Source organism: Streptomyces sp. DSM 106670, from assembly GCF_055792845.1.
The window spans coordinates 6606378-6619638 of the sequence record NZ_CM147704.1 but is presented as its reverse complement, the minus strand read 5'-3'; the positions used below and the strand labels follow the sequence as shown (position 1 = coordinate 6619638).

Below are 13261 nucleotides of genomic sequence, written 5' to 3'. Positions count from 1 at the left end.
GGCGGGGCGCGTGCTCCGGACGGCCGCGTCCGCGCTGCGCACACACCCGGCCGCCCTTACTGTCTGTGCTGACGTCGTCACCCGGGGAGCCGGTCGTCGCCGTGGCCCGCACCCGGCGGGGCGCCCGTCCCGCCCCCGTACAGGAGGAGCCCATGCCGGAGCTGTTCATCGATGGCCAGTGGACCGCGGCCGCCGGGGGGCGGAAGCGGGAGATCCGCTGTCCGGCCGACGGCACGCCGGTGGCCGAGGTCGACGAGGGCGGGGCCGAGGACGCCGCCGCGGCCGTCGCAGCGGCCCGGCGCGCCTTCGACCGGGGGGTCTGGCCGGGGACACCGGCCGCCGAGCGGGGGCGGCTGCTGCTGCGGGTGGCGGAGCTGCTGGAGCGGGACAAGGACGTCTTCGCCCGGGCCGAGTCGCTGGACACGGGGAAGCGGCTGGTCGAGAGCGCCTACGACATGGCCGACATCGCGAACTGCTTCCGGTACTTCGGCAACCTCGTCGCGGCCGGGGACGCGGGCCGGGTCGTCGACACCGGGCTCGCGGACGTCGACAGCCGGATCGTGTACGAGCCCGTCGGCGTCTGCACGCTCATCACGCCGTGGAACTATCCGCTGCTCCAGACCGCCTGGAAGGTCGCCCCGGCGCTCGGGGCCGGCAACACGTTCGTCCTCAAGCCGAGCGAGCTGACCCCGCACACCGCCATCCTCCTCATGGGGCTGCTGGCCGAGGCCGGGCTGCCGGACGGGGTCGCCAATCTGGTGCTCGGGGCGGGAGGCGTGGTGGGGGCGCCGCTGACCGAGGATCCGCGGGTCGACCTGGTGTCGTTCACCGGCGGGCTCGTGACCGGGCGGCGCATCATGGCGGCCGCCGCGCCCACCGTGAAGAAGGTGGCCCTGGAGCTGGGCGGCAAGAATCCGAACATCGTCTTCGCCGACGCCGACTTCGACACCGCCGTCGACTACGCGCTGATGGCGGTCTTCCTGCACTCGGGGCAGGTCTGCTCCGCCGGGGCGCGGCTCCTCGTCCAGGACGAGCTGCACGACCGGTTCACCGACGAGCTGGTGGCGCGGGCGGGCCGGATCCGGCTCGGCGGGCCGTTCGACGAGGAGGCGCGCAGCGGGCCGCTGATCTCGGCGGCGCACCGCGACAAGGTCGAGGCGTACGTGGCCGAGGGCATCGCCGAGGGCGCGGTGCTGCGCTGCGGGGGCGCGCGGCCCGAGGATCCGGCGTTGGCGGGCGGCTTCTACTACCCGCCCACCGTGCTGGACGAGTGCGCCACCTCGATGTCCGTGGTGCAGGACGAGTCGTTCGGTCCGGTGCTCACGGTCGAGCGGTTCCGGGACGAGGACGACGCGGTCCGGCTGGCCAACGACACCGTGTACGGGCTGGCGGGCGCCGTCTGGACGCAGGACGGCGGGCGCGCCCACCGGGTGGCCTCGCGGCTGCGGGCGGGCACCGTGTGGATCAACGACTTCCACCCCTACGTACCGCAGGCGGAGTGGGGCGGCATGAAACAGTCCGGCTTCGGCCGCGAGCTGGGTCCGGCCGGTCTCGCCGAGTACCAGGAGGCCAAGCACATCTGGCGCAATGTCGCGGCGGTCCCCCAGCGGTGGTTCGAGTGAGCGGCGTCAAGGGCCCCGAAGGGCGGGCGGTGCCGGACAGCAGCCATGACGACGACGCGCTCGGCGAGCTGGGCTACAAGCCCGAACTCCGGCGCACGCTCGGCAACTTCCACACCTTCGCCGCCGGGATCAGCTACATCTCGATCCTGACCGGCACCTTCCAGCTGTTCTACTTCGGCGTCAGTTTCGGCGGCCCCGCCTACTGGTGGTCCTGGCCGATGGTCTTCTGCGGGCAGCTGATGGTGGCCCTGTGCTTCTGCGAGCTGGCCGCCCGCTATCCGGTGGCCGGTTCGGTCTACAACTGGGCCAAGAAGATGGGCGGTCCGCACGTCGGCTGGCTCGGCGGCTGGATGATGATGACGGCCACCATGGTCACCCTGTCGGCGGTGGCGCTGGCATACCAGATCACGCTGCCGCAGATCGACGACTGGTTCCAGTTCGTGGGCGACGGCAGCGGCAAGAACGACCAGGCGGCCAACGCCGTCCTGCTGGGCACGGTGCTCATCCTGTTCTCCACGCTGGTGAACGCGTTCGGCGTGAAGCTCATGGCCCGGATCAACTCCGCGGGCGTCTTCATCGAACTGATCGCCGCCGTGGCCCTGATCATCTTCCTGGCCGCCCACATCACCCGGGGCCCCAGCACCGCGCTGACGGAGACGTACGGGCTGGGCAGCGGCCAGTCGCTGGGCTACTTCGGCGCGTTCCTCACCGCGTCGCTGGCCTCGGCCTATGTGATGTACGGCTTCGACACCGCGTCCTCGCTCGGCGAGGAGTCGCACAACCCGGGCCGCAACGCGCCCCGCGCCATCCTCCGGGCGCTCATCGCGTCCTTCCTGATCGGTGCGTTCATCCTGCTCTTCGCGCTGCTCTCGGTGCCCGACCTGAAGGCCGAGGAGCTGTCGACCGGCGGTCTGCAGTACGTGGTGCTGGCGACGCTCGGCGACACCGTCGGGGAGATCTTCCTCTGGGCGGTGGTCGTCGCGATCACGGTCTGTGTGCTGGCCGTGCAGGCGGCCGGGATCCGGCTGATGTTCGCCATGGCCCGGGACAACAACCTGCCCGCCGGATCGAAGCTGGCCCGGGTCAGTCCCCGGTTCCAGACGCCCGTGGTGCCCGCCGTGCTGATCGGGGTGGTGGGCGTCGTGATCCTGGTGGTGAACATCAACCAGCCGCAGATCTTCTCGGTGATCACCAGCATCGCGATCATCATGATCTACGTGGCCTATCTGCTGGTCACCGTGCCCATGCTGCTGCGCCGGCTGCGCGGCGGCTGGCAGCCGCGCGAGGGCGCGTTCTCACTGGGCCGCTGGGGGCTGCCGGTCAATGTGCTCGCGGTCCTCTGGGGCACGGCGATGTCGCTCAACCTGGCCTGGCCGCGCGCCGAGGTGTACAACGCGACCGGCCCGCAGCACTGGTATCTGCGCTGGGGCGCGTTCCTGTTCATCGGCGTCGTCGCGCTCGGCGGCTTCGCCTACTACTGGTTCGTCCAGCGGCACCGGACCGGCGTCCTCGCCGAGCACCGGTTCGAGGCCCAGGAGGACCCCACCGCCCCCACCACCACTCCGCCCCCGCCGGCCGGCTGACGTCCCCGCAGGCCGGCCCGATCCTGGAGACCCGATGTCCGAAGCAAGCCCTGCACCCGCGTTCGATTACGTCGTCGTCGGCGGCGGTACGGCCGGCGCCGTCATCGCCGCCCGGCTCACCGAGGACCCGGACGTCACCGTCTGCGTCCTGGAGGCGGGCCCCTCCGACGTCGGGGACGACAGCGTCCTGCGGCTGGAGCGGTGGATGGCGCTGCTGGAGTCCGGTTACGACTGGGACTACCCGGTGGAGCCGCAGGAGATGGGCAACAGTTTCATGCGGCACGCCCGCGCCAAGGTGCTCGGCGGCTGCTCCTCGCACAACTCCTGCATCGCCTTCTGGGCCCCGGCCGAGGATCTCGACGAGTGGGGTGCGCTGGGCTGCACCGGGTGGAGCGCGGCGGACTGTTTCCCGCTCTACCGGCGCCTTGAGACGAACGACGCGCCCGGCGACCACCACGGCCGCTCCGGTCCGGTCATCATCCGGACCGTGCCGCCCCGCGACCCGTGCGGCACGGCTCTGCTGGAGGCCTGCGCGGAGGCGGGCATTCCCACCGTGCCGTTCAACACGGGCTCCACGGTGATCCGGGGCGCGCACTGGTTCCAGATCAACGCCCGCGAGGACGGCACCCGTTCCTCGGCCTCGGTGTCATATCTGCACCCGGTGCTGGGAAAGCGGCCGAACCTGGAGGTACGGACCGGGCTCCAGGCGAAGCGGCTGCTGTTCGACGGCGACCGGTGCTCCGGGGTGGAGTATCTGGAGCCCGACACGGTCCACAGCGGGGCGGTGCACGCGCGGCGCGAGGTGATCGTCTCCTGCGGGGCGATCGACTCCCCGAAGCTGCTGATGCTGTCCGGCATCGGCCCGGCCGGACATCTGCGGGACACCGGGGTGGACGTACGGGTGGACTCCCCCGGCGTCGGCTCGCACCTCCAGGACCACCCGGAGGGCGTGATCATGTGGGAGGCGAAACGGCCCATGGTCACCACCTCCACCCAGTGGTGGGAGATCGGGATCTTCGCCGACACCGAGCCGGGGCTCGACCGGCCGGATCTGATGTTCCACTACGGCTCGGTGCCGTTCGACATGAACACCTACCGGCGCGGCTACCCGACCTCGGACAACGCCTTCTGTCTGACCCCGAACGTCACCCGCGCCCGGTCGCGGGGCACGGTACGGCTGCGGACCCGGGACTTCCGGGACAAGCCCCGGGTCGATCCGCGCTACTTCACCGACGAGCACGACGTACGGGTGATGACGTACGGGCTGCGGCTGGCGCGGGAGATCGTCGCGCAGCCCCGGATGGCCGACTGGGCGGGCGCGGAGCTGGCGCCGGGGCCGGGCGCCACCACGGACGCCGAGCTGCTCGACTACATCCGCGAGACGCACAACACCGTGTACCACCCGGCCGGGACCGTCCGCATGGGCCCGGTCGAGGACGTGGAATCGCCGCTTGACCCGCAGCTGCGGGTCAAGGGGGTCCGGGGGCTGCGGGTGGCCGACGCGTCCGTCATGCCGTTCCTGCCGACGGTCAATCCGTGCATCACCACGATGATGATCGGCGAGAAGTGCGCCGATCTGATCAAGGAAGGGCCCCTCCCCGTCACCGCTTGAGCAGGCGCCGCCACCGTCCGAATATTCGCACACATGCTCGAATAGCGTTACGCTCGTCCCATGGCCGTACACCTGCAGAGCTCACTTTTCGACCAGGAGGCCGAGGTCGGCACCCGCCCCCTGAGCGGGCTGCGGCGCACCGATCTGGGCCACGGGGCCTGGATCGACGTGCTGCCGCAGTGGCTCCGGGGCGCGGACACGCTGTTCGAGACGCTGGTGCGGGATGTCGCCTGGCGGGCCGAGCAGCGCGTCATGTACGAGCGCGTGGTGGCGGTCCCCCGGCTGCTGGCCCACTTCGGCCGCCGCGACCCTCTTCCGCATCCGGCACTGGAGGCCGCCCGTACCGAGCTGAGCAGGCACTACGCGGCCGAGCTCGGCGAACCGTTCACCACGGCGGGGCTGTGCTTCTACCGGGACGGGCGGGACGGGGTCGCCTGGCACGGGGACACCACCGGGCGGGGAGGCACCGAGGACACCATGGTCGCGATCCTCTCGCTGGGCGCGCCCCGGCACCTCGCCCTGCGGCCGCGCCGCCCGGGCCCCGCCCCCGTGCGCAGGCCGCTCGGCCACGGCGACCTGATCGTCATGGGCGGCAGTTGCCAGCGCACCTGGGAGCACGCGATCCCCAAGACCGCGCGGGCCGTCGGACCGCGCGTCAGCGTGCAGTTCCGGCCCGACGGGGTGCGCTGACGCCGGTGCCCCGCGGGCCAGGACCGGGTCACCGCGGTTGTGCCGGTCCCGGGCAGGGCGGATTCTGAGGGTAATGAAACGGGCCGGGGTCGCGCCGTGAGCGCGGCGAACACGGCGGAGAGCGCCGATTTCCGTGGCCCCCTGGACGTCACCAGGGCGGCCACGATGGTTCTGGACGCCGAGAGCACCGTCATCGGCTGGAGCCCCGCGGCCGCCGAGCTGCTCGGCTACGCGCCTTCCGAGGTCCTGGGGCGGCCCCTGAGCGCGTTCCTCTCGGCGCACCCGGTCACGGTCGGCGGCCCTTCCCCGGACGGGCCGCCCGAGCCGTCCCCGCCGTCCGAAGCGCTCCAACCGGCCGAACCGCTTGATCCTTCCGAACCTGCCGAACCCTCCGACGTCGCCGGAACGGCCGGTCCCGGTCTCGGGCCCTCGTCCCTCGTCGGCAACGAGATCCACGTGGCCCGCACCCGCGACGGCCGTGAGCTGCTGGTGGCGACGGCGACCTGTCCGCTGCCGGGCGGCGCCGCGGGCAGCGGGACGCCGGGCGCGCCGGACCGGATCATGGTGGCGGCCGAGGTGGGCGAGCTGCGGCACTGGGAGTCGCGGATCGCCCTGCTCCAGGGGCTGGCCACCCAGTCGCCCGTCGGGCTGGCGATCTACGACACCGATCTGCGGCTGACCTGGTGCAACACCGCCTACGAACGGGAGATCGGGCAGCCGCTGGCCGCGTTCCGGGGCATGCGGGCCGATGAGCTGTACTCCGGCGGCTCCTTCGTGAGCCCGGGCTATCCGCAGACGCTCGACGGCGTCATGCACCAGGTGATCGACACCGGCGAGCCGATCCTCGACCTGAACTTCCGGGGGCAGCCGCCCAGCGATCCGGGGAGGGACCATCTGTGGTCCTGCGCCTACTACCGGCTGGAGGACGCCCACGGGCATGTGTTCGGCGTCTGCGAGGACGCCTTCGACATCACCGACCGCTACCGGGTCCAGGAACGGCTGGCCCTCCTCGTCGAGGCCGGCCGCCGGATCGGCACGGTCCTGGACGTGGCCACCACCGCCGAGGAGATCGCCGAGGTCGCCGTGCCGGACTTCGCCGCCGCCGTACGGGTCGATGTCACCCGGGCCGCGGTGACCGGGGAGACGGCGGCGGTGGGCAGCACGGCGGACATGTCCCTGCTGCGGGTCGCCGAACGGTCGGAGCCGGGCGCCGGTGCGCCGGACCCCGCCCTGCCTGAGACCGTCCCGCCGGAAACCGCACCGGCCCCCGACGCCTCCGGCGAGGCCCCGGCGCCGTATCCGCCGGTCGGCTATCCGCCCGGTTCGCCGCAGCACCGCAGCCTGTCCTCCGGCGGGCTCGTGCTCGACGAGGGCACCCTCGTGGTCCCGTTGCGGGCCGGGGGCGGCATTCTGGGGCTCGTCACCTTCGAGCGGGGCGTGGGCCCCGATGCCTCGGGCCGGGCGCTCGCCCCCGACCGGGCGACCACGTTCGACAACGGCGAGGTCGCCCTGGCCGACGAGCTGACGGCCCGGACCGCCGTCTGCATCGACAACGCGCGCCGCTACACCCGCGAACGCACCGCCTCCCTCGCCCTCCAGCGGCAGTTGCTGCCCCACCATCTGCCGCCGCAGTCCGCGGTGGAGACCGCCTACCGCTATCTGCCGGCCGACGATGTGACCGGGGTCGGCGGGGACTGGTTCGACGTGATCCCGCTGTCCGGCACCCGGGTCGGTCTCGTGGTGGGGGACGTGGTCGGGCACGGGCTCCAGGCGGCCGCCACCATGGGCCGGCTCCGCACCTCCGTACGGGCCTTCGCCCAGCTCGACATGGCCCCCGACGAGCTGCTGACCCGGCTGGACGACCTGGTGGGGCAGCCCGCGGAGGACCGGTCGGACCCGTACGGCGGGGCGGTCGAGACGTACGACGTGACCACCGGGGCGACCTGTCTGTACGCGGTCTACGACCCGGTCTCCCGGCGCTGCGTCATGGCGCGTGCCGGGCATCTGCCGCCCGCGATCGTCGAACCCGGGGGCCGGGTCACGTTCCCGGACCTGCCCGCCGGGCCGCCGCTGGGCCTGGGCGGCCTGCCGTTCGAGTCGATGGAGATCGACCTGCCGGTGGGCAGCCTGCTGGCGCTGTTCACCGACGGCCTGGTCGAGGCCCGGGACCACGACATCGGGCAGGGCCTCGACGCGCTGGGCGGGGTGCTCGGCGGCGGTTGCGCGTCGCTGGAGGAGCTGTGCGACCGGGCGGTGTCCGAGCTGGTGCCCGGCGGCACGAGCGCCGACGACACGGCCCTGCTCCTGGTCCGTACCCGCGAGCTGGACGCGGAACAGGTGGCCGACTGGGAGCTGACCGCCGAGCCGGTGTCGGTGGGCCGCGCCCGCGAGCTGGCCACCGGGCAACTGGCCGCCTGGGGGCTGGAGGAGCTGTCGTTCGCGACCGAGCTGGTCGTCAGCGAGCTGGTCACCAACGCGGTGCGGTACGGGGGCGGGCCGCTGGGGCTGCGCCTCATCCGGGACCGCACCCTGGTGTGCGAGGTCTCGGACACCGGTCACACCTCGCCGCACCTGCGGCACAGCGCGGAGGACGACGAGGGCGGGCGCGGCCTGTTCATCGTGGCGCAGCTGGTCCAGCGGTGGGGCACGCGGTACACCCCGACCGGGAAGACCATCTGGACCGAGCAGACCCTCCCGCCGGCCGGAGCCGGCTGACCTCCGCACCCTTGCGCCCCTGCGGCCGGGGCGGGCCACTTTGTTGACAACCCAACAGACTTCGACTTAGGTGTGCCTTACCTAAGTCGACTGGGTGTCCGTGGTTCTGGTTACCGATGCCGAGAAAGGTGCTCATCACATGAGTGCTGTTCCCTCCACCCGTACCGTCGCCCGCACGGGTCTCGCCGCGTTCGCCGCCGCCGCACTGGCCGTGACCTTCGCCTCCCCCGCCGCCGCCGCGACCAGTACCCGTACGGTCACCGACGGGGGCACGACCTACAACCTGTCGCTCACCGCGCCCGACACCGCGGCCGCCTCGGGCGCCAACATCACTGTCAGCGGCAGCGGTTACAACACCTCCCAGGGCGTCTACGTGAGCCTGTGCGTGGTGGACGGGGCCCAGGGCGACAACAAGCCCTCGCCGTGTCTCGGCGGCCAGGACGAGTCCGGCACCACCGGCGCCTCGCACTGGGTGTCCAGCCTGGGCGGCGGCCTCCCCAACACCTCGCCCTTCGGCGCGGGCGGCACCTTCAGCGTCCAGATACACGTCAAGGCCGACCTCGGCGGCGGCAACGTCTGCGGCGACACCGTCGAGTGCGCCATCGTGACCCGCGCCGACCACACCGACACCAACGACCGCAAGTACGACGTCCACGCCCCCATCGACTTCGTGTGAGACGGATTCGGATGACACCGAGCAACTTCCTTCAGTAGTACAGCCATTCGCCCGGTCCCGGCAGCTCGCGCCGGGACCGGGCTCCCACGCGTCGTGACGAGGAATGACATGACATCCACTCCGGGCTCCGCTCCCGGCACCCCGCCGAGCGGCCGCGGCAGGCTGAGACGCCGGGCCGGTACGGCCGCCGTCGCCGCCCTGCTGCTCGCGGCGATCCCCGTCGGCGCGGCGGTCAGCGCCGACGCCGGCACCCCGAAGACCGCCACCGGTCCGCAGGGCCAGACGCTCACCGTCTCGGCCACCACCGGACTCGACCCGGCCGGGCAGAAGGTCCGCGTCGCCGGCGAGGGGTACGGACTCACCACCGGCATCTACGTCGCCCTGTGCAAGGACAACGGCGACAACCGGGTGCCCTCCCCCTGCCTCGGCGGCGCGGACATGAGCGGCGGTTCGAAGACCTCGCAGTGGATCGTGCCTCCGGGCGACCCGTACGAGGGCGATCTCGCGCAGGCCTTCGGGCCCGGTGGGACGTTCGACGTGGAGATCGAGGTCACGGCGAAGGGCGACGGCCTCGACTGCGCCGAGGTGTCCTGCTCCGTCGTCACCCGCGCCGACCACCGCGCCGCGGGCGACCGTACGCAGGACGTCCGGATACCCGTCGCCTTCGCGGGCCAGGAGCCCGGCGAACCGGGCGGCGAGGGCGTCGACGTGCCCGCGGGAACCGTCTCCTACCAGGCGGTCGCCGACTTCACCTCGGCGGGCAAGCCGCTGGACCTGCTGCTGCACCCCGAATCGAAGAAGCTGTACGTCGGCGCGGACAACCTCCCCGACACGGCCGACGTCGACGAGCGCGGGCTGCATGTGCTGAACCCCGAGGACGGTACGTCGGAGAGCTGGATCAGCCAGGCCCCCGGCTCCACCGGCGAGCTGCGCGCCTCGACGGCCGCCCGCATCTCGGGACCGCTGCCGGGCGACGGCGTCGTCTACAACTACCCGCTGCGGGGCGTCGGGGCCGCCAAGGCGGGCGACGAGGCGGCCTCGGGCGTCTGGCTCGCCGGGTCCACCATCACGGACATCGCGCCCGGGACGACGCCGGAGACGGTGCTGGTCGCCCAGGGCGCGAAGCTCTCCGAGATCGTCCGGGCGACCGGCGAGGCCACCCGGAGTCTCACCCTGCCGGGCGGCGCCCAGTTCGCCGCCGACCACGAGCGGGACGCGCTCTGGTACAGCGACTTCGCGGCCGGCAAGCTGCACCGGGTCGACCTCGCGTCGTTCGAACTGACCGGCTCCTTCGACCTGCCCGGCGCGCAGGGCATGGCCGGGTTCACCGAGACGGACCCGGCCACCGGCGCGGTATGGGTCGGCGTCAACCGGTCCGTGCTGGTCTTCGACGCCACGGGCACGCTGGTCAAGACGCTCGTCGGCAAGGACCTGGCCCGCGACGCCGCCTTCGACACCGACAGCGGCCGGGCCTTCGTCGTCTGGCAGGACGGCGGGGACCTCTCCGACCCGGCCAACGACAACAACGGCACGCTGACCGTGTACGGCAGCGAGGACTTCGCGGTCGCCGCGAAGGACCTGTCGCTGCCCGGCAACCACTCCCAGTCCGGCGCGGCCTCGCTCGCCGTCGAGCCGGGCGGCGGCACGGTCTTCGTGACCAGCCCCGCCGAGGGGAAGATCACCAAGCTGGCCCGGCAGGTCTCGCCCCTGGTGACCCGGGCGCCCGCCGACCTCACGGCCCAGGACGGCGAGGAGGTCGCCCTCACCGCGGAGGCGGAGGGCACCCCGGAGCCCACGGTCCGCTGGCAGGTCAGCACGGACGGCGCGCAGACCTGGAAGGACGTCGAGGGCGCGACCGGGTCGGAGCTCGCCTTCACCGCGCGCACGGCCCAGGACGGCTACCGCTACCGCGCCGAGTTCCGCAACGCCGTCGGCACCACCCGGACCACCGCGGTCACGCTCACCGTCACGGCGGCCACGGGCGGCGGCGAGAGCGGCGGTGACAGCGGCGGCGAGACCGGTGGCGACGCCGGCGGCACCGGCGACACCTCGAACAGCGGCGGCAGCACGGGCGGCGACAGCTCGTCAGGCGGCGACGCGTCCACGGGCGGCGACAGCGCGACCGGCGGTGACAGCGGTACGCAGTCGGGCGGCGGCTCCGCTTCCGGCGGCTCCTCCGGTACAGCCGGCGGCTCCGGCTCGACGGTCGGCGGCTCCGGGTCCGGGGCGGCGGTCGGCGGCGGTCTCGCGGGTGGCACCGGTGCCACCCCGACCTCGGGCGGCGGCAGCCTGGCCGCCACCGGAGCGACTGTGATGTCGGTAACTCTCGCAGCAGCCGGGCTCGTTGGCGCCGGACTGCTGGTCCACCGGCGCGCCAAGCGGCGCACGGACGGCGCGTTCTGACCCCGTAGTGCCCCCTCGCCGTCCGCTCACCACCCCTGGCGGCACGGCGAGGATCACGCGAACCCCCTGGCCGGGCACCCGCCCGCCAGGGGGTTCGTGCGTTCCCGGCCCGGCGCACCGGAGTCGGAGCCTCCGCTCGCCGCCCACGACCGCCCGTCGGGCACAAGCGCTTACCCGTCTGTCGCTCCCTCAACATCCGTACACAGAAGGCGACATCGGATGGTTCCGGCCGATCGGAGGTGTCTGGACCGAGCCGTCTGAACTTCACGAGAACTCCAGCGAAATGGCACGTGTGTGGATATCGTGCACCGAGCGAGGGCGCATCCGTCAGTCCATGGGATCGACGGATGCGTCCTGTTTGTGGGGGTGCGACTGTGACTGGGGGGTTCATGGGGCATGTCGAAATACCGGAAACCGACCTATCCGGACCGGTGGGGCTCCGGGGCGCGCCGCGCCCCCGCACCGCCGCCTCCCGGAATCGCACGGCGGCCCTGGAGCAGCTGTGGAGGGCCCCGACGGCACAGCGCGACCCGGCCGGCCAGGCGCCGGCCCGGCGGAGGAAGGCCCCCGGGCCGGCCCTCGCCGCACTGACCGACCTGCTGGGTCTGGCCGGTCCTGCCTGGCTGCTGCTGCGGGCGGGCGACCAGCCCCGTCCGGTGGCGGCCGCCGCGGTGGCGGGGCTGATGTGGGCCGGGCTGCGGGGCGCCCGGGGGCGGTACACCGACCCGCCGATGACCGAGCCGGGCGGCGCGCTCGGAGCGGTCGGGGACTGGCTCGTACTCATCGGTCTGCTGGCCGTGCTGCACACGGCTGCGGGGAGCCCGGTGGACCCGGCCACGGCCGTGGTGGCCGTGGCTCCCGGGCTGCTCGTCGCCACCGCGGTGGCGGGGCTGCGCCGGTGGCCGCTCTCCGGACGCCGGGACCACCGGGTCCGCAGGGTGCTGCTGGTCGGCGACGCGGCCGGCGTGGACCGGGCGGCCGGGCTGCTCAACTCCCGTACGGATCACGACTTTTCGCTGGTCGCCGCGATTCCGGTGGGGTCCGCCCGGCTGGAGCTGGACGGGGTGCAGACGCCGGGGCGCCTCGCGTCCTGCCCGGCCGACGACGATGTGAGCACGGTGCTCGGCGGGGTCTACGCCCATGCGGCGGACCTGGTGCTGGTGGCTCCCGGGCCCCAGCTGACCGGCGACCGGCTGCGGCGGCTGGGCTGGGGGCTGCACGACGGGGGCGTCGCCCTGTCCGTGCTCTCGGAGCTGTCCGGGGTGGCGGCGGAGCGGGTGCGCCCGGTCACGGCGGCCGGGCTCACCCTGCTGCACATAGCGCCGCCGTTGCGGGGCGGGCCGCAGGCGGTGTTCAAGAACGTGCTGGACCGCACGGGCGCCCTGTTCGGACTGCTGGCCCTGGCACCGCTGTTACTGGCGGTGGCGCTGAGCGTCCGGCTGTCCTCGCGGGGGCCGGTCTTCCACCGGCAGGTCCGGCAGGGGCGGCACAACCGGCCGTTCACCATGTGGAAGTTCCGCACGATGGTGGCGGACGCGGAGGAGCTCAAGGCACAGCTCGCCGCGGCCAACGAGGTCGACGGTCCGCTGTTCAAGATGCGCGGCGATCCCCGGGTGACACCGGTCGGACGGCTGCTGCGGCGCACCTCGATCGATGAACTCCCGCAGCTGCTCAATGTGTTGCTGGGTCATATGTCGCTGGTCGGTCCGCGGCCGCCGCTGCCGGAGGAGGCCTCGCGCTACGACGAGCGGGAGCATCGCCGGCTCGCGGTGAAACCGGGGCTCACGGGCCTGTGGCAGGTGAGCGGCCGCTCCGACCTGAGCTGGCAGGAGACCGTCTCGCTGGACCTGTGGTACGTCGACAACTGGTCGGTCGCCGCCGACCTGGGACTCCTCGCCCGCACCGTGCGCGCCGTCACCGACGGCCGCGGGGCGTACTGAGGGCGGGGCGGGCGTGCGGA

The 13261-nt window shown here is 73.1% G+C and carries 8 protein-coding genes; all 8 read left to right on the top strand.

Annotated elements, in window-relative coordinates:
• Nucleotides 1-152 precede the first annotated feature (152 nt).
• The 8 genes from ACSMXR_RS29380 (at nucleotide 153) to ACSMXR_RS29345 (ending at nucleotide 13241) form a co-directional block, all read left to right on the top strand.
• The gene (locus ACSMXR_RS29380; protein ID WP_364882243.1) at nucleotides 153-1622 is read left to right on the top strand and encodes an aldehyde dehydrogenase family protein; all 1470 of its coding nucleotides are present in this window, start codon (nucleotides 153-155) and stop codon (nucleotides 1620-1622) included.
• Nucleotides 1619-3205 (top strand): APC family permease, encoded by a 1587-nt coding sequence (locus tag ACSMXR_RS29375; RefSeq protein ID WP_473170255.1) that lies wholly within the window; start codon nucleotides 1619-1621, stop codon nucleotides 3203-3205. Before ACSMXR_RS29380 ends, ACSMXR_RS29375 begins: the two co-directional genes overlap by 4 nt.
• Nucleotides 3206-3239: 34 nt before the next feature.
• Nucleotides 3240-4817: a GMC family oxidoreductase gene (locus ACSMXR_RS29370; protein ID WP_473170254.1), complete on the top strand. Its 1578-nt coding sequence runs from the start codon at nucleotides 3240-3242 to the stop codon at nucleotides 4815-4817.
• Nucleotides 4818-4877: 60 nt separating this feature from the next.
• On the top strand, nucleotides 4878-5507 hold the full coding sequence (locus ACSMXR_RS29365) for an alpha-ketoglutarate-dependent dioxygenase AlkB (protein ID WP_137230398.1): 630 nt from the start codon (nucleotides 4878-4880) through the stop codon (nucleotides 5505-5507).
• A 96-nt stretch (nucleotides 5508-5603) separates the two neighbouring features.
• Entirely contained in the window at nucleotides 5604-8222 is a 2619-nt protein-coding gene (locus ACSMXR_RS29360) for a SpoIIE family protein phosphatase (RefSeq protein WP_473170253.1), read from the top strand.
• Between the two features lie 139 nt (nucleotides 8223-8361).
• Entirely contained in the window at nucleotides 8362-8898 is a 537-nt protein-coding gene (locus ACSMXR_RS29355) for a hypothetical protein (RefSeq protein ID WP_137230394.1), read from the top strand.
• A 108-nt stretch (nucleotides 8899-9006) separates the two neighbouring features.
• Complete coding sequence (locus ACSMXR_RS29350) at nucleotides 9007-11301, top strand: hypothetical protein (protein WP_473170252.1); 2295 nt, start codon at nucleotides 9007-9009, stop codon at nucleotides 11299-11301.
• Nucleotides 11302-11732: 431 nt separating this feature from the next.
• Nucleotides 11733-13241: an exopolysaccharide biosynthesis polyprenyl glycosylphosphotransferase gene (locus ACSMXR_RS29345; RefSeq protein ID WP_473170251.1), complete on the top strand. Its 1509-nt coding sequence runs from the start codon at nucleotides 11733-11735 to the stop codon at nucleotides 13239-13241.
• Nucleotides 13242-13261: the final 20 nt, after the last annotated feature.